This is a genomic window from Larkinella terrae (assembly GCF_009668025.1).
In the GTDB taxonomy this organism is placed as follows: domain Bacteria; phylum Bacteroidota; class Bacteroidia; order Cytophagales; family Spirosomataceae; genus Larkinella; species Larkinella terrae.
Genome location: NZ_WJXZ01000014.1, coordinates 844,845 through 869,184, shown reverse-complemented (window position 1 = coordinate 869,184; position 24,340 = coordinate 844,845). Strand labels below are relative to the sequence as shown.

Genomic DNA, 24,340 nt, shown 5'->3' with positions numbered 1-24,340 from the left:
TGAGTTTATTTACGCTAAGCGCTGCAGAATCTGATCCTGCCCTTTTTTCAAATGCTGCATTTCGGATAGCAATTTCGTCATCGAGGTTTCGGGCTCCGGCAGCACGTCGGTCAGCAGCTTTTTGAATTTCCAGATTTCTTTGATGTCCTCAATCGAAACGTAGTAAGGCTGGTAAAACGTATTCAGCGAATGCAGCTCAAACCGCTGCTTCGTGGCCAGTTCGTTGACGGCTTTTTTGAAGACAATGCCTTCCGTCTGCAGCACAAAAATGCAGTTCGTTCCGCTTTTGATCGAATACCAGTCCTCCACGTATTCGCCCAGAATGTGAGAGCCTTCCGTGACGGCCGGGTACATTGAATCGCCTTCGGTGGAGAAAAGCCGGTAAAGCCGGTCCGGGCTGATGTCGGGCAGGGGCAAATGAAACTTTTCCAGTTCCGCCATGAAATCATGATCGGCGTACCCACCCTGCGCGTAGCCCATCGATGCCGGAATGGGAACCACCTCGATCAATTCTTTATCATCCTTCACTGAATGTAGCACCTCCCGCACCTGGAGCGAACTACCGCGATACACCGGATTCGGAGCCGCCATGAGTTGCTCGAGCTGTTTGGGCGAAAGCTTTGCCAGCGGTTGATTCACCAGCGTATCCAACGAAACCCGCAGAAACGTAGCCAACAGGTTCAACGTCTCGATGGGGGGAACATAGGTCCCGCTTTCGTAAAAGCCGACCATTTGCCGACTAACGCCAACTTCCGAAGCCACTTCGTCCTGCTTCAGCTGGAAGTATTTCCGCAGAACTTTCAGATTATCAGATAGATACATAAATCCGCTAATTACAATCAAAGATACACAAAATGTAAGTATTACCAGCATTTTGGACCTGAAAATTTACAAATGTAAACCGGACAAGCATGGCAAAAAGTGCTCTATGTTACTATCACACAAAAAAATAGTAACCTTTTGTTTGCAATGTCAGTTTTATAAGCCTTATTGCGCTTGTAAAACAAGCTTTATTATGCTTGCTCTATTTACCTGTCATGAATCAGAACCCGAGTGCTTTTGATCGCCAGATCCTGCACACCGATCTGGACTCGTTCTTTACCTCCGTCGAGGTGCTGCGCCAGCCCCAGCTGCGGGGTCGGCCCCTTCTGGTCGGGGGCAGCAGTGATCGGGGGGTGGTGGCGGCTGCCAGCTACGAAGCCCGGCGGTTTGGGGTCCGCGCGGCCATGCCCATGCGGCTCGCCCGCCGGTTGTGCCCCGAAGCCACCGTCATCAAGGGAGATTATGAATCCTACAATCAGTATTCGAACCTGGTCACGGAAATCCTCACCGAGCGCGCCCCGGTTTTGGAAAAAGCCAGCATCGATGAGTTCTACGTCGATATGACCGGCATGGAGAAGTTCGTGGGCTGTTTGCAGTGGGCGAAGGAAACGAAGGAAGCAATTGTTCGCGAAACGGGCCTGTCGGTCAGCTGGGGATTGTCCAACACCAAGACGGTTTCCAAGATGGCGGCCAACGAAAACAAACCCAACGGTGCCCTGTACGTCCGCGCTCCGGAGGTTCAGCCCTTTCTGTGGCAACTCAATGTGAGCAAATTGCCCGGTGTGGGCGAAAAAATGGCGCACACGCTGCGCTGCATGGGCGTGACGAAGCTGGGTACCCTGGCCCAGATTCCCCGGCGACTGCTGGAGAAGACGTTCGGAAAAACCGGTCTGTTTCTCTGGGACCGCGCCAACGGCATCGACCCTACCCCGGTTTTGCCATCGCACAAACAGAAGTCGATGTCGAAGGAAATGACCTTCCAGGTCGATACGATGGATGTCAAAATGCTGCAGGAAACCCTGGCGCGCATGGTTGAAATGCTGGCGTATGACCTGCGAAAAAGCGGTTTCTGCGCCGGGAAAGTGACGGTCAAGATTCGCTATTCGGATTTCCAGACGTACTCCCGTCAGGTAACCATTCCGGTCACGTCTTCGGATCATCAACTGACTCTGGCTGCGCTGAAAGCCTTTGATGCGCTCTACAACCGGCGGTTGCTGATCCGGCTGGTGGGCGTTAGTCTGGGAAAACTGGTGCGGGGAACCGAGCAACTGGCGCTCTTCGATGCTGCGGGCGACGTGGTTTCCTCCCGGCTTCCGGCACTTTACCAGAAAACCGACCGAATCCGCGACCGGCACGGGGAACAGAAGATTGGGCGGGCCAGCAATTTCAAACTAGGAATCTGATTAAAACCTTTACAACGATGTCATTCGCTCTAAACTGCCGGGTCTGGGATACGCAAAACCGGCACATGTACTACCTCTCGTCGCAGATGACGCGCACGAACCACTTTCAAACCATTCTGCTCGAAGACGTTCTGGCGTTGGTCAATCTGGCTAATCCGACCGATATCCGCCTGTACGAGACGACCGAACCCTGGCGGCTGATGCTGTCCGTGGGGCAACACGACCGGGAAGGCACCCTGCTGTTCGATTACGACATTGTCGAATGCGATGGGCATCACTGGATCATCCAGAATCACCCGGAGCAAAGCGGTTACAGCCTTTTTTTGCTGAATAGCATGGGATTGCCGCCTTATTTACGGCTGGATCGGGAACTGGCTCAGGCGGTCAGGCAGGTGGGCAATTTCTTTGAACATCCGCACCTGGTACTGGATCTGCCACCTTCGTCCCTGCTTTGGGCGGCTTAACCGGCGACAGGCACCATGTACCTCAACGTCCACAGCTATTTTTCCCTCCGGTACGGCACGCTTTCTCCCGAAAAACTGGTAAAAAAGGCGGTTGAGCTGGGTATTCAGACGCTGGCCCTGACGGACATCAACACGGTTTCGGGTATCTTCAAGTTCGTGCAGCTTTGTCGGGCTGCGGGGATTCGACCGGTGGCGGGTGTTGAATTTCGCAACCGGCATCAACTGGCCTACGTCTGCATTGCCCGGAATCTGGACGGTTTCGCGGAAATCAACCGGTTTTTGTCGGACCATTTACTGGCGAAAACGGATTTTCCGCTGCGCGCGCCTGACTTTCAGCAGGTGTATGTGATCTACCCCCTCGAAAACGGGAATCACTTGACGGACCTCGGATCGCATGAATTCGTGGGCGTTCCGGCCGCACCGAGCAGCAATCGCTGGCGCCACGGCCGCAAATGGGAACCGCAGCAGACGGTTCTTCTGCAACCCATGACCTATGTAGAGAAGGCTGGATTTAGCCTGCATCGGTTGCTGCGGGCGATTGATCACAACTGCCTGCTTTCCAAACTGGCCGATCACGAAACCATTTTAGAGAACGAATACTTTCGGTCGCCAGCGGACCTGGAAGCGGTTTTTCGGGATTGGCCGGAAGTGATTCGCAACACCCAAAACCTGCTCGCGAATTGTACGTTTGAGTTCGATTTTTCGACGCCCAAAAACCGGAAATTCTACACCCCCAGCAAGCAGGACGATCTAAACCTGCTGCGAAAACTGGCGGATGAAGGGCTCCGTGATCGTTACGGAAGCGACCATGCGGAAGCGCGTCGGCGGGTTGATGGAGAGCTAAAAATCATTGAGGATCTGAGTTTTTCTTCCTACTTTCTGATCACCTGGGACATTATCCGGTATGCCCATTCCAGGGGGTATCACCACGTCGGGCGCGGGTCGGGGGCCAATTCCATCGTTGCCTACTGCATGAAAATTACCGATGTGGACCCCATTGCGCTGGATCTGTACTTCGAGCGGTTTATCAATCCCGGACGCACCTCACCCCCCGATTTCGACATCGACTTTTCGTGGGACGAGCGCGACGAGATTATCGATTATATTTTCAAAATGTACGGGCGTCACCATGTCTGTCTGGTGGCCAATTATGTCACGTTTCAGGATCGGGCCGCCTACCGGGAACTGGGAAAGGTGTTCGGATTGCCGAAGGCCGAAATTGATGAACTGGTTGCCAATCCGCAGGCGGCTCGACCAAATGAATACACCAAATATATTTTCAAATACGCCAGGGAATTGGAGAAATTCCCCAATTACCTCGGTATTCACGCGGGCGGAATTCTGATCTCGGAAACACCGCTGTACCAGTACACCGCTCTGGAACTTCCACCGAAAGGGTTTCCCATCTGCCAGTTCGATATGCACATTGCCGAAGACATCGGTTTTGCCAAGTGGGATATTCTCAGCCAGCGCGGGTTAGGGCACATCAAGGAAGCCGTCGATTGGGTCAGAAAAAACCGCCAGATCCATATCGATATTCACCGCATCCAGGACTTTGTCAGGGACGAAAAGGTCCGTCGACAACTCCAGAGTCACGAAACGATGGGCTGTTTTTACATCGAGTCGCCCGCTATGCGCCAATTGATCTGGAAGCTCCAGTGTGCGGATTACCTGACCCTGGTGGCAGCCTCGTCGGTGATCCGGCCGGGCGTTGCGTCCAGCGGCATGATGTCGGAGTACATTCGTCGGCACCACAATCCGGTTAATTATGTGCCAGTTCACCCGAAGATGCAGGAGTTGATGAAGGAAACCTACGGGGTCATGATTTACCAGGAAGACGTGATCAAGGTCGCGCACCATTTTGCGGGCCTGACGTTGGCGGAAGCAGATTTATTACGCCGGGCGATGAGCGGGAAATACCGGGGAAAAGATCAGTTTGCCAGCATCGAAGGGCGGTTTTTCGAAAATTGTAAAGCGATGGGCTACCCCGACGACGTAGCGCGGGAGGTCTGGCGACAGATTCAAAGTTTCGGGGGCTACAGTTTCAGCAAGGCGCACTCGGCCAGTTTCGCCGTGGAGAGTTACCAGAGTCTGTTTCTGAAGACGTACTTTCCGCTGGAATTTATGGTGGCGGTCATCAATAACTTTGGCGGTTTTTACGGAACAGAGTTTTACGTCAACGAAGCCCGGCGGTGGGGAGCGCAGATCGAAGCACCTGATATTCAACAGAGTGAATACCTGACACGCATTGAAGGGCAGGTCATCTGGCTGGGCTTTATTCACATCAAGTCCCTGGAAAAGAATGTCATTCAGGAGCTTATCGTGCAACGAAAACAGCAGAATTTCACCAGTCTGGAAGATTTCACCCGGCGCGTTCCGGCGGGGCTGGAGCAATTAATTATCCTGATTCGCACGGGTGTGTTTCGCTCCCTCGGGGATTACACCAAAAAGGAACTTCTGTGGCACGCCCACGCCCTGGTCAACAATTACGCCCACCACGAGGGCGTGACGGACCTCTTTGAACTGGAACAGGCCCAACTGGCGCTCCCTCCCCTGTGGCAGGAAGCGATTGAAGACAGTTACGACGAAATGGAACTGCTGGGCTTCCCCCTGCTGACGCCATTTGGCCTGCTGGCGGATGCGGTGCAGGGCATCGCGGCCCGCCAGCTCCCGATGCACGAAGGGCAAATGGTAACGCTGACGGGCTACCTGATCACCTCGAAACGAATCACGACAAGAACCGGCAAACCAATGGTGTTCGGCTACTTTCTGGATGTGGAAAACAATTATTTCGATACCACGCATTTTCCGCAATCGCTCGAAAAATATCCCTACCGGGGTGCCGGCATGTATTTGATCGAAGGAAAAGTCGTCGTTGAATTCGGTTTTCCCAGCATCGAAGTGCGAAAAATGGAGAAGTTACCTTTTAAGCCCGATCCGCGACTGGAAGGGATCACGCAGCGGATCGAATTTAAAAAACTACGCCATAATCAGCAGTTCTTGGAGTGAAAACGAGAGACCTTGACTTCGGAATGAACCCTGAAAAATCGTGATTCATCAACTAAATGACCACCAACCATGTATCAGCAGTTTTATGTTTACGCAGCACCCGACCGCAAGCGATTTCGGTTCATCAGTACCATAAAAGCCATCGACGAATTTCCGGCTTATACGTACGGATCGGTTCTGGAACTTCAACTTAACCCGCTGCGGCCGCCCCAGAAATTTGTGGTGGTCGATCTGCCGTTTATTCGCTGCGTCCGCCAGTCCGAACTGGATTTGTTACCACGGGTCGAATTCTTTCTGGCTCCACTCGCCGACCGGGCCCGGTACAATCACGACATTTTTCCGGTCTCCGTTCTTCAGGCAGCCTGAATGGCCTGGGCGGTTTTGATAGTAAAATAGCGGTTTTTGTAGATGAATGGCGGTTTTTATGCAGAATTTATGTCATATTAGTAGTGAAAAGCCCGCAAAGCCGAAAAATCGCAAGCTTTGCCAGCTTCCGGATCGTTGCTCAAAACCGGATATTATTTGAGAACAGATCATTCATGATATAATCCAATTCCCAACTCCCTGTCAATTCATGCGAAAACCGCTACATTTCATCACAACCTTCCTTCTCTTCGGGTGGATCGGTTTGACCACCACGCCCGGTTTTAGTCAATCGAAAAAAAGTAAAACCGCTCCCGTTTCCGCCCCTGCTCCGGCTGTCCCCAACGTAGCGGAACAGCGGCTCAATCAGGAACTGGAACGCATCGCCAAACTCGCCAAAGGGAAAGTTGGCGTTTGCGCGGTTCACCTCGAATCCGGCAAGCAGATCAGTCTGAATCTTCAGGAGCGGTTTCCGATGGCCAGCACCGTGAAAGTGGCGATTGCCGTCGAACTGTTCAACAAAATCGAAAAAGGCGAACTCTCCCTGCGGACAATGGTCGACCTGAAACCGTCGGATCTGCACCCCGGCAGCGGCACGCTCGAAACGCTGTTTGCCAAACCGGGCGTTTCGCTCTCGGTGGAAAACCTGCTGGAACTGATGATGGTCATTAGCGATAACTCGGCGACGGACATGTTGCTGCGGCTGGTCGGTGGGGCCGAACCCGTTCGGGCGCGGCTGAAAGCGCTGGGTATCGAAGGCATGTCCGTCGACCGCACGATTATCCAGTTGATTGCGGATCTGGAGGGCGTTACGCTACCGGCTGAGGACCAGTGGACCGTTGGATTTTACGACAAACTGGGGGCTGCGGCTACGCCGGAAATTCGCCGGGCGGCCGCGCTGAAACTCGAGCAGGACCCCCGCGACACTTCAACGCCCGCTGCGATGGTGAACCTGCTGACGCAGATTTACCAGGCCAAAGCCCTCAAACCGGAAAACCGCGACCTGCTGCTGGCCGTGATGGAACGCTGCCGGGGCGGACTGGCGCGCATCAAGGGTTTTCTGCCGCCCGAAACCGTGGTGGCCCATAAAACCGGTTCCTTAAATTCCAGCGCCACCGACGATGTCGGTATCATCACCCTGCCGGGCGACGCGGGGCACATTGCCATTGCGGTTTTCATTACGTCCTCGGCCCAGCCGCTGGCCGAACGCGAACAAACCATCGCCCACCTCAGCCGCACGATTTACGACTATTACCTGTTCCAGCCGCCAGTTGTAGCCACATCTGGACGCTGAGGATGCTAACACGCACTAGACAGGTCCCGCCCGCCCCCGGATTGCATCCGGGGATATCCACAGTCAAGTCCTCCGGACTTGTGTGCTTCGTCTCATCAACGGTAAAAAGCCCGAAGGGCTGCACTATGGATAACCCCGGATGCAATCCGGGGTACGGGTGGGCAAACTCTCAACTAAAAACGATCAACCCTTCATGAAACTCACCTTTACACTTCTTTTCACCCTGATCATCCTAACCGGTTTTGCCCAGAAAAAACCAACCGCGAAGCAGTTGCAGGAATTTGATGCGTATGTCGAGCAGGTTCGGAAAGAATGGAAAGTGCCCGGCCTGGCGATTACGGTCGTCAAGGACAATCAGGTGCTTTTCAAGAAAGGATACGGCGTAAAGGAACTCGGCAAGAATGATCCGGTGGATACGCAGACGCAGTTTGCCTGTGCCTCGACGACCAAAGCGATGACAGTCGCGCTGATGGGCATGCTGGTCGATGAAGGCAAAATTTCGTGGAACGATCCGGTGTACAAATACCTGCCCGAACTGCAATTTTACGATCCGGCGATGACCCGCGAGGTGCGCGTCCGCGACCTACTGACGCACAACACGGGTGTTCCAGGCACCGACTTTTTTACCGGCGCCATGACAATTCCGGCCAACGAAATGTTCCGGCGGATGGTGTACGTCAAACCGGCGTATTCGCTGCGGTCCGGGTTTATTTACCAGAACATCATGTATTCGGCGGCCGGGCGCATCATCGAACGGCTGTACGGAAAACCGTGGTCGACGGTGATGCAGGAACGGATTTTCGATCCGCTGGGCATGACCCAAACCGCCCCCAAACGCGGCCTCAGCAAGAGTACGAACATGACCAAACCGCATTACAACGTCAACGACACCATCCGGGTGATCGACTACGGCGCGGATAGCGAAATTGGTTCGGCAGGGGCGGTCTGGTCGTGCGTCGACGACATGAGCAAGTGGGTGATCTGTATGCTCGACAGCAGCAAATACGCCGGGGGGCGTTTGCTGAAACCGGCCACCTGGGCCGAGATTTTCAAACCGCAAACCTTTTTCCCGGAAGACGAATACCCGACGATGCAACTTCTGAAACCGAACTGGCGGACGTACGGTTTGGGCTGGTACCAGCACGATTACCGGGGCCACAAAATCAACTTCCACACGGGGAGTCTGGCGGGTCTGACGGCCATTACGGGGCAACTTCCCGATGAAAAACTGGGCGTTTATGTTTTCGGAAATTACGACCATGCCGAGGCCCGGCACGTATTGTTCTACAAAGCCCTGGATTTTTTCGCGTTGGGTGGTAACCGGGACTGGAACGCGGAAATCAAGGCGTTGTATGCGGGCATCAAAGAAACCGGCCAAAAAGCCGCCAAAGCCTTTCAGGAAAACCGCGTGGCCAACACCTCGCCCTCGCTGCCGTTGAAAAACTACACCGGAACCTACGCGAGTCCGCTGTACGGAAAAGCAGAGGTTTCGATTGTTGATAACAAGCTGGTTTTCAACGTCAATAACAACGCCATGAACGCAACGCTGGCGCACTGGCACTACGACACATTCTACGGCCCCTTCCAGAAATCCTGGTACGGAAACGCCCTGGCCCGGTTTACGCTCAACAACGCAGGGAAGGTCGATACGCTGGTTTTCAGCGGAATGGATTTCCGGAAAGAGTAATATTCCGAACCGGTCAGGCCCTACCTTTCGCTGTCCACGGCTGGACAGTTATTTGTCCGTTTGTGGACAATGGAAGCTTCGTTGATTTCCAAAAACACGCTTTTTCCGATCGCAGCGACCATTTTTCTAAAGTGGTCTGCCATTTGCTATGCAAATGAGAAAGATTTGTTTTCTGCCTGAAAGCGACCCATGAACCCATCGTCTAACCCCAAACCGCCCCGCTGGGCGCAACGCCTGCTGCGGAGGATCACCGCGCCCCACCTACGGGAAGAGATCCTGGGCGACCTGGACGAACTGTTTCAGAAGCGGAGTCGGTATCTCGGTTACCAAAAAGCAAGATTGTTATACCTGCTTGACATACTGCTGCTCCTGCATCCCCGGCTTTGGCGACGCGAAACCGTGCCTGATTTTAAAACTTCCTATTCTTCCTGTAGCGACATTTCTAACCCTTCATTTTTGCACCCGACCATGATCCGCAATTATTTAAAACTCGCTTTTCGCAACCTGGCGAAGCACAAGGGGTATTCGGCTATCAACATTTTGGGCTTAGCGGTGGGCATGGCCGTAGCGATGCTCATTGGCATCTGGATCGATGATGAAGTATCGGCCAACCGGCACCACCAAAACTACGCAACGCTTTACGAGGTAAAACTGAACCAGACCTTCGACGGTCGCCGGGGTACCCAGAGTTCGCTACCGTTTCCAACCGGCGACGAACTTCGGAATAAATTTCCCGATTTCAAGGCCGTAGCCATGTATAACAAGAGTGGCACCGATCGGTCGTTGCTCTTCGGTAACCAAAAATTCAGTAAACAAGGGCTTTTTATTGGCGAAGATGCCATTGATATGTTTTCCCTGAACATCCGGCAAGGTGCTAAAAACCCGTTCAGGGAGCCTTACTCGATTGTTCTCACGGATGAAACCGCCCAGGTCATTTTCGGCCGGCAGGACCCGATCGGGAAAACCCTTCGGCTGGATAACAAAACCGATTTAAACGTAACGGCGGTGGTTGCCAAACAACCGGCCAATGCCACACTCCAATTCGATTATCTGCTGCCCTGGCAGTTGCAGGAACGGATGTATGGCTGGGTTAAAAACGCAAAAACGGACTGGAGGAATAACGATTTTAACCTTTTCGTACAGCTCAAGGACGGCATCGATCCGGCGCAGACCAACGCTAAAATCAAGGATGTGGTGTTAGCCCATCTGGCCAATGACCCAACCACCAAGCTCGTCAAGCCCGAATTATTTCTGCATCCGATGGCCAAATGGCGGCTGTATTCGGAGTTTAGCGAAGGGAAAAATACGGGCGGTTTTATCAAATATGTGCGTTTGTTCGGCGTTTTCGGCCTGTTTATTCTCGTCATTGCCTGCATCAATTTTATGAACCTCAGCACGGCCCGGTCCGAAAAACGGGCGAAAGAAGTGGGCGTTCGGAAAGCCGTTGGTTCGGAGCGGAGCCAACTGATCGGGCAGTTTTTGAGTGAATCAACCCTGATTGCGGTTCTGGCCCTCGTGCTGGCCCTGGGCATCGTGCTGATCTCGCTGCCGTATTTCAATACGCTGACGGAGAAAACGATGACCATCGAATTAGGAAATCCCGTTTACTGGGGCGTTATCGCGCTTTTCACCGCATTTACCGGTTTGCTGGCGGGGAGTTATCCGGCCCTTTACCTGTCCTCCTTCAACCCCGTGAAGATTCTCAAAGGGGCCATTCAGGTTGGAAAAGGGGCTACCTTGCCGCGCAAAATTCTGGTGGTGGTGCAATTCACATTCTCCGTTGCGCTGATGATCGGAACCATCATAATCTATCAGCAGATCCAGCACGGCAAAAACCGCCCGATTGGTTTTACCCGGCAAGGGCTGATTTCGGTCAATTCGTCCAAAGATTTGCTCGATCATTACGAAGCGCTTCGGGTCGAATTGCTGGCGACGGGGGCCGTATCGTCCCTTTGCAAGACCAACGCGCCACCCACACAATGGTGGAGCAGTAACAGTGGCTGGAAGTGGAAGGGAGCTTCCCCCAAAGACGAATCCGTCATTTTTACAACCATCGCCACGAGTTACGAGTACACCCAAACGATGGGCATCAAAGTGAAAGAAGGACGCGATTTTTCGCGCGATTTTTCGACCGATGTCAATGGGGTGCTGTTAAATGAAGCGGCCGTTAAACGCATGGGATTGAAACACCCGATCGGCGAGATTCTGCGGTGGGCGAATCGAGAATGGACCGTCGTTGGAGTCATTCCCGACATCGTCATTGAAAAGTCGGCGTACAATGCCGTTGCCCCGATGACGGTTCTATTTGCCCAGGATTGGGTCAATTTTATCAACGTACGCATCAATCCGGCGGTGTCGCCTTCGGTTGCGATCGACAAAATCCGGCCCATTTTTACGAAGTACAACCCGGCTTACCCGTTCGATTACCAATTTGCCGATACCGAATACGCCAAAAAATTCCGCTACGAGGAATTGATCGGGAATCTTTCGGCCATTGTCTGCGTGCTGGCCATTTTCATTTCGTGCCTGGGTTTATTCGGGCTGGCCTCCTTCATGGCCGAGCAGCGGATCAAGGAAATCGGGATACGTAAAGTGCTGGGTGCCAGCGTATCGAATGTCTGTGGCCTGCTTTCGAAAGACTTTGTTCAGCTCGTTATTATTTCCTGTTTGATTGCCTCACCCCTCGCCTGGTACGTCATGAATCAATGGCTGGAAAGCTACACATACAAAATTAGTATTGGTATCGGCGTCTTTGTGGTGGTGGTGTTTCTGGCGTTGCTAATTACCTTATTGACGGTGAGTTACCAGGCCATCAAAGCCGCTTTGCTGAATCCGGTAAAGAGTTTGAAAAGCGAATGATACGGCCATTTAGCCCGATTTGGATTTCCCGCTGGCTCAATTCCGATAACCTTCTCCGGTTTGCGTGGTTATTTATTGGTAACCAAATCTCAACGTAAAAATGGAAAATCAGCAAAGATTGAAGGGAAAGAAAGTGGCGATTCTGCTGACCGACGGATTTGAGCAGGTCGAAATGACGGAACCGAGGAAGGCACTGCAGGAAGCCGGTGCCGAAACACACCTGATTGCGCCCAAAAGTGGTGCCGTCAAGGGTTGGAATGAAAAAGAGTGGGGCGATTCGTTCGCGGTCGATGTGATTCTGGACGATGCCGACGCGTACAGTTACGATGCGTTGCTGTTGCCGGGGGGCGTCATGAATCCCGACAACCTACGGCTGGAGAAAAAAGCCGTCGAGTTTATCCGGCATTTCTTTGAAGATCACAAACCGGTAGCGGCCATCTGCCACGCGCCGATCATGCTGATCGAAGCCGATGTGGTACAGGGCCGTACGCTGACGTCGTACCCGTCGATTCAAACCGACCTCCGCAATGCCGGAGCCAATTGGGTCGATCAGGAAGTAGTCACCGATCAGGGATTAGTCACCAGCCGAAAACCGGACGATATTCCGGCGTTCAATAAAAAAATGATCGAGGAAATTCGCGAAGGCGCCCACCAGGGACAGCACGCGTAAAGTAGATGCGAGAAGCAGAAACACCCGTCAGGTTTTGAAAACCTGACGGGTGTTTCTGCTTCTGCCGGTTTCAGATCGGGCCATTAGTGTTAATTTTTTTCCTTCGTAAAAACCCGTTCTCCCCCGCGCCGTTTGACCGTCATCTGGTTTTTCGCAGCGTCGAATTCAATAACGACCGCACCTTCAATCTGGAATCGATTTTCGGCCGTTGCTTCGAGTGGGGCCGCCGATTGCTCCCCCGGCGGTTTAAAGAAAAGTGTCGAACCGTCGCGGGTAATCGTCAGCTTCACGGGTGCGTCTGGGTTCGAATACACACCAACGTATCTGTCCAGCACATCCGGACTGACGGCGACTGATTCCAGCGCCGGAATCTCGAACGGTTTGTTGTAATAAATGTCGACAACGCCCCGCACGATGTTGCCCACCGGGTAAACCTTTGCGTTCGTGGTGTAAGCGACGGCCAGTTTTTCTTCCGGCAGGTAAGCCAGCCACGCACCGTAGTTGTCGGCACCGCCCGTATGTCCGTAGAAGGTCCTGCCAGCGAACGTGAACGGCTCCATTCCCGACCCTTCGCCATCTTTGATCGTTTTCATCTGATCGAGACTGGCCTTCGACACGACCTTCCCATCGAACAGCGCCTGAATGAATCTGGCCAGGTCGCTCGGCGTCGAAACAATCGCGCCCGCGCTGAAGAGAATGCTGGGATGGGTTTCGGGAACCGGTTTCCAGCCGTCGCCGAAGTTCATATAGGTAAGCGCTTCGTTCCTGCCCGGATCAATCGTTCCGGTCGCCAGATACGTATTCGAAAGTCCGATTTTTGAAGTAATTCGTTCCCCGAGGACTTCCGCATAAGATTTACCGGTTATCTTTTCCAGGATCAGGCCGAGAAGCTGGTAGCCGGAGTTGCTGTAGGAATGCCGGGTGTCGGGCTCGAATTCGGGCTTCGCCTTGACGATCAGGGCGAGCATTTCGTCTTTCGTTACCGGAATCGTGTTGACGTTTCCCTGAGCGTTCTGCTCGCGCCTGACGTTCGGAATGCCGCTGCGATGCCAGAGGATTTGCGCGATCGTAATTTTGCTGGCGTTCGGAACCTGCGGGAAAAATGTGTCGAGCGTATCGGTCAGCTTCAATTTGCCTTCTTCAACGAGTTGTAGAATCATCGCAGCCGTGAACATTTTGGTGATCGAACCAATCCGAAACCGGCTCGCTGCGGTCAGCGGTTTTTTCTCAGCACCGTTGATCTGGCTGTAGCCAATGGATCGACTGTAAACCACCTCGCCTTCTTTGGCAATGACCAGACTGCCCATCGCCTTGTTTTTCCCGGCGAGTCGGTCAAAGAATTGATCCAGTTTTGCCTTGTCCAGTGGCTGAGCATACACCTGGTTCAGCCACACCAGCATCAGCGTGGTAGCGAACGGTCTTTTAGCCACATTAAGTAAACACAGAAAGCGTAATTCCACCGCTTTGTTGCGAAATAACCGGTTTTGTTCCATAGCGATTGATCATAATAAAGAGGTTGAAAAATGATTGAATGTTCGGCAGAAAAATAGTAAACGCAAATCTAAAAAAGAACTTTGTATTACAAAGTAATCAAGTAAAAAAATGAGACAAGAGACTTCCTTTTACCGGTCTCCTGTCTCACTTCTCATCCCTTGACGCTCCAATCTCCTACTCCGCCCGCAAACTCTTCACGGGATTCAACAGGGCGGCTTTGATCGACTGGAAGCTGATCGTCAGCAAGGCAACGGCAATCGCCAGCAAACCGGCCAGGGCGAACATCCACCATTCAACCGCAATCTTGTATTCAAACGCCTGAAGCCATTTATCCATCGCGTACCAGGCCACGGGCGACGCCAGCACGATGGCGATCAAAACCAGCTTGACAAACTCCCGGGAAAGCAATCCCACGATACTCCCGATCGACGCGCCCAGCACTTTCCGAACGCCAATCTCTTTGGTACGTTGTTCGGCAGTGAAAACCGCCAGCCCCAGCAGACCCAGACAGGCCACGAAAATGGTCAGGCCGGAGAAGATGCCGAGAATCGTGCCGATCTTCTGTTCGGCTTCGTACGTTTTCATAAACCGCTCATCCAGAAACGAGTACGAAAACGGCTGGTCGGTTTTGAAAGACGCCCACTGCTGTTTGACGGACGCCAGCAAACCGCTGATGTCGCGGGTTTTCACTTTCACGATCATCGTACCGGGTGCTTTCGCCAGGACCATGACGAGGGGGGTAATTTTTTCGTGCAACGACCGGAAGTGGAAATCCTGCACCACGCCGACCACCCGGTACGTCGAACTTACCCCCTCCCGATCCTGACGCGTAATGGTATGCCCCACTGATTTATTGTTCCATCCGAAAAGTTTCGCGGCTGTCTCGTTGAGAATAATTCCCGTCGAATCGGTTCCGTATTCCCTGGAAAAATTCCGTCCGGCAACCATTTTCATGCCCAGCGTCGAAATGTAATTGTAGTCGATATCGTAACGCAACGTCTTGACCAACTGGGTCGAATTGTTATCACCATAGACGATAAAATTGTTGTTGTTGCTCGGACCGGCCGGGATGTAGCCCGAACGGCTGACGTTCAGCACGCGCGCGTCCTGCAGGAGCAGATCGCGGAATAATTCCTCTTTCGGGCCCAGCGCCCAGGTGTCGAATACCAGCACCTGATCCTTGTCATAACCCAGTTTTTTGTGCTGAATATAATCGAGCTGACGGTACACAACCGTCGTTCCGACCATCAGCAGAATCGCAATAAAGAACTGAAAAACCACCAGCCCGCTGCGCAAACCGATGCCGCTTTTCCCGGCACTAAACCGCCCTTTCAAAACCGTCACCGGCTTGAACGACGCCAGGAAAAACGCCGGATAACTGCCCGCCAGAATGCCGACGAATAACCCGAACAACAACAGACCTGGTAACAACCACGGAGCATCGATAAAACTGAAAGTCAATTCCTTACCCGACAAACTATTAAAAACCGGTAACGCCAGGTAAACCAGCGCCAACGCCACCACCAGCGAAACCGCCGTCAGCAGAACGGATTCGATCAGGAATTGCCCCGCCAGTTCCAGCCGGATCGAGCCCATGACTTTCCGAATGCCCACTTCTTTCGCCCGTTTCGAGGCTCCGGCGGTCGACAGGTTCATGAAATTAATGCTGGCAATCAGCAGAACAAAAACCGCCACGGCCCCAAATAAATACACATACTGGATGTTACCGGTTGGCTCCAGCTGGTACGCTGAATCCGAATGCAGGTGAATGTCCGTCAGCGGTTGCAGAAACAATCCCAGGTCGTTGCCCTTCCGCCGAAACAGCGCATAAGTCATTCCGAACGCCTTTTCAATTTGCGGCCCCATGTATTTTTCGACTACCTGCGGCAGTTTGGCTTCCAGTTGTTTGTAATCGTAGCCTTTGGTCAAAACCAGATACGTGAAAAATTCCGACGTCATCCAGGAGGTGGACTGCCCTTCCGGCAAGCTTGCCATCGAGGTAAACACATCAAAATGGAAGTGGGCGTTCGTTGGAATTTCTTCCATCACGCCGGTGACGGTCATGGCTTTATCGACCCCTTTCACCTGGATCATTTTTCCCACGATATCCTCCCGACCGAACAGTTTCAGCGCCGTCGGTTTGGTCAGCACCACGGTATTGGGCTGCGTTAAAGCGGTTTTCGGATCGCCCTGTAGCAGCGGAAAGCTGAAAACCCGGAAGAAATTGGAATCGACAAACGCCATTCTCTCTTCGTTAAACATCTTTTCTCCAACCACATACCTGGGCATGCCGCCGACGCGCAGACGCGTGGCTTCCTCCACTTCGGGGTAATCGGCCTTGAGCGTCCGGGCCACCGCCGGCATCACGTGCGCTTCGTTCATTACACCACCCTGAACCGTACCCCGGAACACGACCCGAACGATTTGGTTCGCTTTTTCGTGAAACCGGTCGTAGCTCAGTTCATTGAGCACAAACAGGCTGATCAGCAGGCAGGTGGCCAGCCCAATGGCCAGACCGACGATGTTGATGGCCGAAAACATCCGGTTCCGGACCAGATTCCGCCAGGCAATTTTGATGTAGTTCCGTAGCATAACAGGAGTGAAAAACGAGGGCTGAACGATGAACAGAATAAGAGGGTCAAATCTGATGCCATTTCGTCAAAAAAGCCGTTTCCAGCAAATCAGGCAATATTTCGGAATGGGCTTGGTGAACATCTGTCCCTTTGCGGACAGTACCGGCGTCCCGTACCGGACAGTGGTTTCGGACTTACTTTCGGCGCAGTTCGTAGACGTTATCGGTTTCCTTGATCAACAATTCACCCTTGTCGGGATGAAACTCAAAGAACGTCCCCGTCGGTGCGTGCATGAAGTAATTCGAGTTGATCGGAACCACTTCAAACGATTTGCCTTTCGTTTCCAGCACGAGCTGCGAACCGGCTTTTGTACAAGTCACCACGATCGGCAGTTGCGTCGACGAATAACTCCCGAGGTACGCGTCCAGATCTTTGCTTTTTAGGAGGTTGGGTTGCGAGAAAGGAATCGTATCCGGTTTTCGGAAGCTGATTTTCAAAACCGCATCCAGAATATCCGTCCGCGGGTACAGAATGCCGTTGGTGCAGTAGGCAATCGCCAGTTTGGTTTCGGGAAAATACCGCAGCGCCGAGTAAAACTCCTCGATGCGACCATTGTGGCCGTACCCGGTTTTGGCCCCAAAATCGTACGGGAACAGGCCCATGCCGTAGCCATCCACCATCGTTTTCATCCGTTCCAGACTCGCCGGTTTTACCAGTCTATGCGCGAACAAAGCCTCGATGAATTTCACCAGATCGGTTGGCGTCGACACGATGGCCCCCGCCCCGCTGTGAATGCTCAGGTCGGTTTCCTTCTGGCTTTTCCAGCTACCTTCGGCGTATTTATAAGACCGGCTTTCGTGGTTTTCCGGCGAAATTTTCTGTCCGTAATACGTATCTTTCAAGCTAATCTTCGACGTGATCCGCTGCTCCAACGCACGGGCGTACGGCATTTTACCGGTTTTTTCGAGAATGTAACTCAGCAGCAGGTAATTGGTGTTGCAGTACTCGGACCGGGCGCCGGGTTCAAAATCGGGCGTTTTGGCCGCAATCACATGGAGCATTTCTTCGTGCGACTTCGGCTTGTCCATCCAGTCCGGAAAACCGGTGTCGTCGGCCGTATAATTGTGCAAACCGCTCCGGTGGCTGAGCAACTGGCCGATCGTGATTTTCGACGCATTCGGCAGTTCCGGGAAAAACGCGGCCAATTTCTGCTCCAGACTCAATTTACCCTCGTCGATCAACTGAAAAATCATAACCGCCGTAAACAGCTTCGACACCGAACCGATCCGGTATCTGGTCTCCGTCGTCGCTTTGCGTGTTTGATCGCCCTCCAGTGCCGCAAAGCCCACCGCCCGGCGATACGCTACCTTCCCATTGCTGGAAATGGCAATATTTCCCAACGCGAGATTCCGGCTGTTGAGCGCATCGAACAGGCTGTCCAGTTTTTTGGTGTCCAGCGTCTGACCAAAACCGGGTAACCCCAAAAACAGTCCCAGAAATACCACCGACAAAAATTTTCTCATGCGATTATCAGGCAAATCATTTAAATCATTGATTCATATCGAATACACCAAATTTATAGGCAATAACAGGTACTATGTAATACATAATACATCAAAGGTAATATAATCCGATGAATGGTTTTGTAAAGACTTCCCTGGTCGCGTAGCGACGCAAAGTTTGTAGCATCATCCGGTTTTCATCAAATCATGTGATCGCGTAGCGACCGAACAAAGCCTCAGAATGGTTCGATCGCTACGCGACCGGGAACAAATGATGGGGTTGTTGGGCTACAAACATTGCGTCGCTACGCGACTTTTTCGACGCCGAATGGTTGAACATGATATTGAATTCGACTATGGAAAATCTGAAAACCGTCTACGGTTACCAGGAACGGTTTTAGGGAAAATGGCTGAAACGAATTTTGTCAACCGCCAATAGTCGACATCGATTCGGTAACGGGGCCGCGTTCCTGCTCAGCTTCAAAACCGTTTTTGGGGCGGTGCGCGAAGGCTTTCAGAAAAGCGGCTGTCAGGTCGGCGTCGGTTGCGCCCGATCTCAGTAAAGCCCGGACATCGAGCACACCGTTGTCATAAAGGCAGGTTTTAAGCGTTCCCTGCGCCGTCAGGCGGATGCGGTTGCAGGTGCCGCAGAAGGTGCGCGTGAAAGCCGCAATGATGCCGATAGTCCCCTGATAACCAGGAATCTGGTAGGTGGTTGCTGTAGCGAATGGCGAATCTTGTTGCCTCTTCAAACCGGGATACAGGGTTTGCAGTTCCTGCAAAATGCGCCGGTGCGTCCAGTTCAAAACCGGGTAGTGACTGCCTTCACCATTGAAGGGCATTTCTTCGATAAACCGCACCTCAACGGGATGGTCGCGGGTCAGTTCGGCCAGCAGCGGAAGATCTTCAATATTTTTGCCTTCCATCACCACCGCATTCAGTTTAACCGGCACCCGGTTTTCGAGCAACGCATCCAGCGTTCCCCGCACGGCGGGCAGCTCGTCGCGCCGGGTGATTTGCCGAAACCGCTCACGGTCGAGGGTATCGATGCTGAGATTCACCGAGCCAATGCCTATGCGCACCAGTTCCGGCACGAGTGGTTCGGTCAACACGCCGTTAGTCGTAATGTGCAGTTCCTCAACACCTTCGGTGGCTTTCAGTCGCCAGAGAAAATCCATCAATCCGTTCCGGACAAAGGGTTCTCCGCCCGTAATCCGGATTTTCGACACGCCCAGCCGGGCCAGCACGCGCACCAGGCGTTCCATCTCCTCGTAGGTCAGCAACTGGTGCTTGGGCAGGTATTTGATCCCCTCTTCCGGCATGCAGTAGAAACACCGCAAATTGCAGCGGTCGGTAACGGCCAGCCGAAGGTATGTAATGGGGCGATTGTGGTTATCGAAAATCATCGTAAGCAAGTTACAAAAATCAGGACGAAATAATTTCATCGTTGCCCGGATGCCGTACGGTTTGCTTAACTTAACACCTGTAAACAACCCTTATCAGGTGGCGAAAAGACAAAACCGGATTACGTGCTTTCGTCCTTGTCGGAACTGCGCGCCATTCCGTCGGCCAACGCCTGACCGGTTTTGAACTGCGTCGGTGAGAAAAGACTGAAAACCGCCTGATTGAGCCGGTTTCAGCTTCGTCAAAAAAATTTTATTTTTTTCTGTAACCTTCTTTTTCCGGCTCGGTTTCCACAGCCAGATTCGACAAACCCGCAACTCGTACCCGGTTGAAATCGCTGACAGACAACTCACTCATGCTTCAGGTGAAGGACGGCAATCTGGAAAAGATGGGCCTGCTCTTCGAGCGGTATCACCGCGCCCTGTTCGGTTTTCTGTACCACATGACGGGGCAAAGCGACGCGAGTGAAGACCTGGTGCAGAACGTGTTTTACCGGATGTTGAAATACCGGCACACGTTTACCGGCGAGGGCGAGTTTCGGACGTGGATGTATCACCTGGCCCGCAACGTTTTGGCCGATCACGTTCGGAAAAACAAGCATTCGGTTCATCATTACGATGTGGCGGATTTTGTCGAGCGAATCGGGGGAGGAACGACGGCCGACGAGCAGATGCAGAAAGAACAGGAGTTGGCTTCATTGCACGACGCCCTGCGGAAAATGAGTCCCGACAATCGGGAAATTTTGATTCTGAGCCGGTTTCAGGAACTGAAATACGAAGAAATTGCCCGGATTCTGGACACCACGGAAGGAGCCGTAAAGGTACGCGTCCACCGGGCGATGACTGAATTGAAACGGGTGTTTTTAAAAGCATAAATACGTACCCACGGACCGGTGGTCCGTGTTTTGAGATTCTTAGTTCGCCAAAATTTTAAAAACACGGACCAGCGGTCCGTGGGTACATAATCATACAACCATGAACTGTGAAAGCGCAAAAGGACAATTGATCGATTTGCTGAGCAATCAGGTTTCGGTGACCGAGCGGGCCATTCTGGAAGCCCATCTAACGAATTGCCCGGATTGTCAGGCCGAACTGGAAGCCACCCGGCAACTCTGGGGCATGATGGGCAACGTGCCCGTGCCCGAACCCGGCGAGAAAGTCCGGACCCGGTTTTACGCGATGCTGGAATCGGTTCAGATCGAAGAGGCCAAAAAGCGCCGTCGTTCCTGGAAAAGTATCCTGCGCCGGATGAAACGGCTTTTGACGCCGGAACTCGCCGTTCGGGTGGCTTACAGCCTGGCGCTGGTGCTGATCGGTCTGGCGGGTGGTTACTGGCTCAGTGCCCAAAAAGCCCCGGTTTACGAAGAGCAGATCAGCGCGCTCGATACGCAGGTGAAAGAAATGCGGCAGACGGTTTTGCTGTCGCTGCTCGAAAACCAGTCGGCCACCGAGCGGCTGCGGGCGGTGGAATACACGAAAGACATCGAACACGCTGATGAACAGGTAGTTGAAGCGCTCCTGAGTACGCTCAACAACGATTCGAACGTGAACGTCCGACTGGTAACATTGGAAGCGCTGGCCGAACTGGCCGCCGACCCGAAAGTGCGGGAAGGACTGGTGCATTCCATCGTCAAACAGGACTCTCCTCTCGTGCAGTCGGCGCTGGCGGATGTGATGGTCAAATTGCAGGAAAAACGGTCGGTAAAACCGTTCCGGGAACTGCTCCGGCAGGAAGGCATCAATGATTTTGTGAAGGTCAAAATCGAACAGTCGATCAAGGATTTGACGTAGCGTGATGGACCATCGACCATTGACGATGGTCAAAACAATGGTCAATGGTCTATGGTCAATGGTCAATGGTCAAAAAACAATCGTCTATCGTCGTTTCTCCAACTTCTTTACTCTAACATAAACAACAACTATGAAACCGTTCATTACCCTCTTTCTGGTGGGGCTGGTAGCTTATTGCATTCCCGTATCGGCTCAGAACCAGGAATTTAAGGACCATATCAGCAAGGAATTCACACTATCGAAAGACGCTGCTGCCAGCACGCTGGCCATCTACAACATCAGCGGTTTTATCAAGGTCGAAGGCTATTCGGGCACGAAAGTAGTGCTGGAAATTGACCGGAGCATTACCGCCAAAACCGCTGAGTTATTGGAACAGGGCAAGAAGGAATTTCTGCTTCAGTTTGACCAGGACGCCGACACGATCATGGCCTACATCGCCCAGCCCTACGACTCGCGGCCCAATCAAAACAACTGGCGGAACAACGGCACCAACCACCGGCGGATCGATTACAAATACCACCTTGATTTTACGGTCAAAGTACCCTATTCGATGAATTTGCATATATCGACCGTGAACGCCGGAGATGTAACCGTTAAAGACGTCACCGGTTCTTTACATGCGAATAATGTAAACGGAGCCATCAAATTGACCAACATCAAGGGAGCAACCAACGCCCACACAATTAACGGCAACGTGGAAGCCAATTACCTGTCTATCCCGCCCGAAAAATCGAAGTATTACACCCTGAACGGCGACATCAAAATCAGTTACCCGGCCAATTTATCCGCCGATTTGAGCTTCAAGAGTTTCCAGGGTGAGTTCTACACCGATTTCCCGGATGCCGAAGTGTTGCCGGTCAAAGTGACCAAAACCGAGGAAAAAACCAACAGCGGCACGGTTTACAAACTCAGCAAAGACGCAGCCATTCGCATCGGAAAAGGCGGGCAAACGTTGCGGTTCGAAACGTTCAACGGCAACGTATACATCAAAAAGCAATCGTAGGTATTTGACCATCGACGATTGACCATTGACCATTGACCATCGTCAATCCGTAACTGCCTACCGTCTATTGTCCATGGTCAATCGTCAGCGGTCAATGGTCAATCATCTTGAATCTAACAGTAAAAAACAATCTGAAAAAAATGAAAAAAACGCACATAGCCACCGCCATTCTGATGCTCATTTCACTCGCCGGAGCCCAGCCACTGATCGCCCAAACCGATTCGGTGAAGGAACAACTGACCGTTCCGCTGAGCGATCCGAACAAACCGGGGAAGCTGCACGTCGGCCTGATCAACGGCTCCATCCACGTGGTTGGGTATGCCGGAAAAGAAGTCGTCATCGACGCCGTTGCGGAACTCAATTCCAACTACAACAGTCCCAATAAGAAACGGGAAAGCAAACCCGACGAGCTGGCGAGCGGCATGAAAAAGATTTCGACCCGGGGCGACTTCGACATTAGTGCCGAGGAGAAAAACAACAACGTCAAGGTGAATTCCAATTCGATGCGCCGGACCGTCAACCTGACGATCAAAGTGCCGCAGCAATTTTCGCTCAAGGTCAGCACGGTGAATCACGGCGAGATTTCGATTGAAAATGTAACCGGTGAATTTGAGGTCAATAACGTCAACGGCCCGATTCAACTCACCAACATTGCCGGTTCTGCGGTGGCCAATACCGTCAACGGACAGCTGAAAGCCAATTTCAAAAGTGTCAATTCGGACGCGCCAATGGCTTTTTCAACCCTCAACGGAAATGTTGACGTCACGTTTCCGGCCACGGCCAAGTTCAACGTCAAGCTCAAATCCGACCGGGGTGAAATCTACAGTGATTTCGACGTGGACGTGGACAAAACCCAGCCGAAAGCAACCCGCAGCAGCCAGGACGGCATGTACAAAGTCAGCATCGACGATTGGGTCCAGGGCAAGGTCAACGGCGGTGGCCGCGAGGTGATGATGAAAAATATGAACGGCAATATCTATATCCGCAAGGCGAAATAACCCGGTTTCCGCAACCATTTCCATTCGGTGCCGGTTGTTCTGAAATGAACAAATTGTATACGGCGAAAGCCACCGCAACCGGAGGCCGCAACGGCCATGTTACATCACACGATGGCGCATTGGATATCGAAGTGCGCGTACCGAAAGAAATGGGCGGCCCCAGTGGCACCTACCTCAACCCCGAAACGTTGTTTGCCGCTGGTTATGCAGCCTGTTTCGATAGTGCCCTGAGTTTAATCATTCGCACGCAAAAAGTGGAAGCCGGTCAGACGAGCGTAACGGCGGATGTGAGCATCGGCAAGAATGATGAGGGTGGTTTTGGCCTGGCCGTGGAGCTGGAAATTCAGATTCCGGGTGTCGATCGCGCCAAAGCGCAGGAACTGGCCGAGAAAGCCCATCAGGTTTGCCCCTATTCCAACGCAACCCGGGGCAACATTCAGGTAGAGCTGAAAATTATCGATTAAATCAACCGAAATGATCGTAAAAAGCCGCCGGGAATCAATTCCCGGCGGCTTTTTTAGTCTGGTCGAATTTCCGGTTTCTTAAGCGCGGAAAGCAACTACGGTGCCCGGAGCTGGCAAAGCGGCCTGTTCATGGCGCTCTTCAATGACGGCTTCCGAAGGAGCCAGCGCGCCATCGACAATGGCTCCGGCTACGGCTACCGCAATCGCAATGACCAGCGCGGGCCAGAAGCCGACGATGGTGAAACTGCCCATCATTTTGTCGATGAGTTTCAGGATGATAGCCGTCACGACGATGCGGACAATTCCGGTCAGGAAAAAGAGGGTAACCAGGTTGAGCGGAAAGCGGATGATCCAGCCAACCAGAAAATTGAGCATGGCCAAAAGAATGGCAATGACGAGAGCGGTGCCGAAGCTTTTGACATCGACCTGCGGCATGAGGTAAGCCAGTCCAAAAATGACGGCAGCATCGAGTAATAAGTGCAAAATCAGGTTCATACGAGAGCGTGAATGGTGGAAAACAATTTGTAAACACTTTCTTTTG

At 52.6% G+C, this 24,340-nt stretch carries 19 protein-coding genes; 13 read left to right on the top strand and 6 right to left on the bottom strand.

The features are described 5' to 3' along the window. Positions 1-9 precede the first annotated feature (9 nt). Positions 10-822 (bottom strand): XRE family transcriptional regulator, encoded by an 813-nt coding sequence (locus GJJ30_RS25280; protein WP_170299273.1) that lies wholly within the window; start codon positions 820-822, stop codon positions 10-12. 215 nt (positions 823-1,037) lie between these two features. On the opposite strand from GJJ30_RS25280, the gene dinB reads away from it, so the two are divergent. The 8 genes from dinB (at position 1,038) to GJJ30_RS25240 (ending at position 12,571) form a co-directional block, all read left to right on the top strand. Continuing rightward, the gene (gene dinB / locus GJJ30_RS25275; protein WP_154177951.1) at positions 1,038-2,225 is read left to right on the top strand and encodes a DNA polymerase IV; all 1,188 of its coding nucleotides are present in this window, start codon (positions 1,038-1,040) and stop codon (positions 2,223-2,225) included. 17 nt (positions 2,226-2,242) lie between these two features. Beyond that, a complete protein-coding gene (locus GJJ30_RS25270; protein WP_154177950.1) occupies positions 2,243-2,689 on the top strand; it encodes a YopX family protein in 447 nt (148 codons plus the stop codon). 15 nt (positions 2,690-2,704) lie between these two features. Continuing rightward, entirely contained in the window at positions 2,705-5,698 is a 2,994-nt protein-coding gene (locus GJJ30_RS25265) for a DNA polymerase III subunit alpha (protein WP_154177949.1), read from the top strand. A gap of 69 nt (positions 5,699-5,767) precedes the next feature. Further along, positions 5,768-6,064 (top strand): hypothetical protein, encoded by a 297-nt coding sequence (locus tag GJJ30_RS25260; protein ID WP_154177948.1) that lies wholly within the window; start codon positions 5,768-5,770, stop codon positions 6,062-6,064. Between the two features lie 208 nt (positions 6,065-6,272). Then, positions 6,273-7,355 carry a class A beta-lactamase gene (gene bla / locus GJJ30_RS25255; protein ID WP_154177947.1) on the top strand — a complete coding sequence of 361 codons (1,083 nt, stop codon included), beginning with the start codon at positions 6,273-6,275 and terminating at the stop codon, positions 7,353-7,355. 193 nt (positions 7,356-7,548) lie between these two features. Further along, positions 7,549-9,042: a serine hydrolase gene (locus GJJ30_RS25250; RefSeq protein ID WP_154177946.1), complete on the top strand. Its 1,494-nt coding sequence runs from the start codon at positions 7,549-7,551 to the stop codon at positions 9,040-9,042. A 189-nt stretch (positions 9,043-9,231) separates the two neighbouring features. Beyond that, complete coding sequence (locus GJJ30_RS25245; protein ID WP_229313411.1) at positions 9,232-11,901, top strand: ABC transporter permease; 2,670 nt, start codon at positions 9,232-9,234, stop codon at positions 11,899-11,901. 100 nt (positions 11,902-12,001) lie between these two features. Continuing rightward, entirely contained in the window at positions 12,002-12,571 is a 570-nt protein-coding gene (locus GJJ30_RS25240) for a type 1 glutamine amidotransferase domain-containing protein (protein WP_154177945.1), read from the top strand. An 89-nt stretch (positions 12,572-12,660) separates the two neighbouring features. On the opposite strand, the gene GJJ30_RS25235 is transcribed toward GJJ30_RS25240, so the two are convergent. The 4 genes from GJJ30_RS25235 to moaA form a co-directional block, all read right to left on the bottom strand. Continuing rightward, complete coding sequence (locus GJJ30_RS25235) at positions 12,661-14,064, bottom strand: serine hydrolase domain-containing protein (protein ID WP_154177944.1); 1,404 nt, start codon at positions 14,062-14,064, stop codon at positions 12,661-12,663. Between the two features lie 175 nt (positions 14,065-14,239). After that, complete coding sequence (locus GJJ30_RS25230) at positions 14,240-16,657, bottom strand: ABC transporter permease (RefSeq protein WP_154177943.1); 2,418 nt, start codon at positions 16,655-16,657, stop codon at positions 14,240-14,242. A 175-nt stretch (positions 16,658-16,832) separates the two neighbouring features. Next, positions 16,833-18,161: a serine hydrolase domain-containing protein gene (locus tag GJJ30_RS25225; RefSeq protein WP_154177942.1), complete on the bottom strand. Its 1,329-nt coding sequence runs from the start codon at positions 18,159-18,161 to the stop codon at positions 16,833-16,835. 404 nt (positions 18,162-18,565) lie between these two features. Beyond that, entirely contained in the window at positions 18,566-19,546 is a 981-nt protein-coding gene (moaA, locus tag GJJ30_RS25220; RefSeq protein WP_154177941.1) for a GTP 3',8-cyclase MoaA, read from the bottom strand. A 353-nt stretch (positions 19,547-19,899) separates the two neighbouring features. Between moaA and GJJ30_RS25215 the strand changes: the two genes are divergently transcribed. From GJJ30_RS25215 to GJJ30_RS25195, 5 genes are all read left to right on the top strand, one after another. Continuing rightward, positions 19,900-20,418 carry an RNA polymerase sigma factor gene (locus tag GJJ30_RS25215; RefSeq protein WP_154178735.1) on the top strand — a complete coding sequence of 173 codons (519 nt, stop codon included), beginning with the start codon at positions 19,900-19,902 and terminating at the stop codon, positions 20,416-20,418. A gap of 100 nt (positions 20,419-20,518) precedes the next feature. Then, positions 20,519-21,334 carry a HEAT repeat domain-containing protein gene (locus tag GJJ30_RS25210; RefSeq protein ID WP_154177940.1) on the top strand — a complete coding sequence of 272 codons (816 nt, stop codon included), beginning with the start codon at positions 20,519-20,521 and terminating at the stop codon, positions 21,332-21,334. A 130-nt stretch (positions 21,335-21,464) separates the two neighbouring features. Next, positions 21,465-22,337 (top strand): DUF4097 family beta strand repeat-containing protein, encoded by an 873-nt coding sequence (locus tag GJJ30_RS25205; RefSeq protein WP_154177939.1) that lies wholly within the window; start codon positions 21,465-21,467, stop codon positions 22,335-22,337. Between the two features lie 140 nt (positions 22,338-22,477). Then, positions 22,478-23,335: a DUF4097 family beta strand repeat-containing protein gene (locus GJJ30_RS25200; protein ID WP_154177938.1), complete on the top strand. Its 858-nt coding sequence runs from the start codon at positions 22,478-22,480 to the stop codon at positions 23,333-23,335. A gap of 44 nt (positions 23,336-23,379) precedes the next feature. Continuing rightward, positions 23,380-23,799 (top strand): organic hydroperoxide resistance protein, encoded by a 420-nt coding sequence (locus tag GJJ30_RS25195; RefSeq protein ID WP_154177937.1) that lies wholly within the window; start codon positions 23,380-23,382, stop codon positions 23,797-23,799. Positions 23,800-23,877: 78 nt separating this feature from the next. On the opposite strand, the gene GJJ30_RS25190 is transcribed toward GJJ30_RS25195, so the two are convergent. Next, on the bottom strand, positions 23,878-24,294 hold the full coding sequence (locus GJJ30_RS25190) for a phage holin family protein (protein ID WP_154177936.1): 417 nt from the start codon (positions 24,292-24,294) through the stop codon (positions 23,878-23,880). Positions 24,295-24,340: the final 46 nt, after the last annotated feature.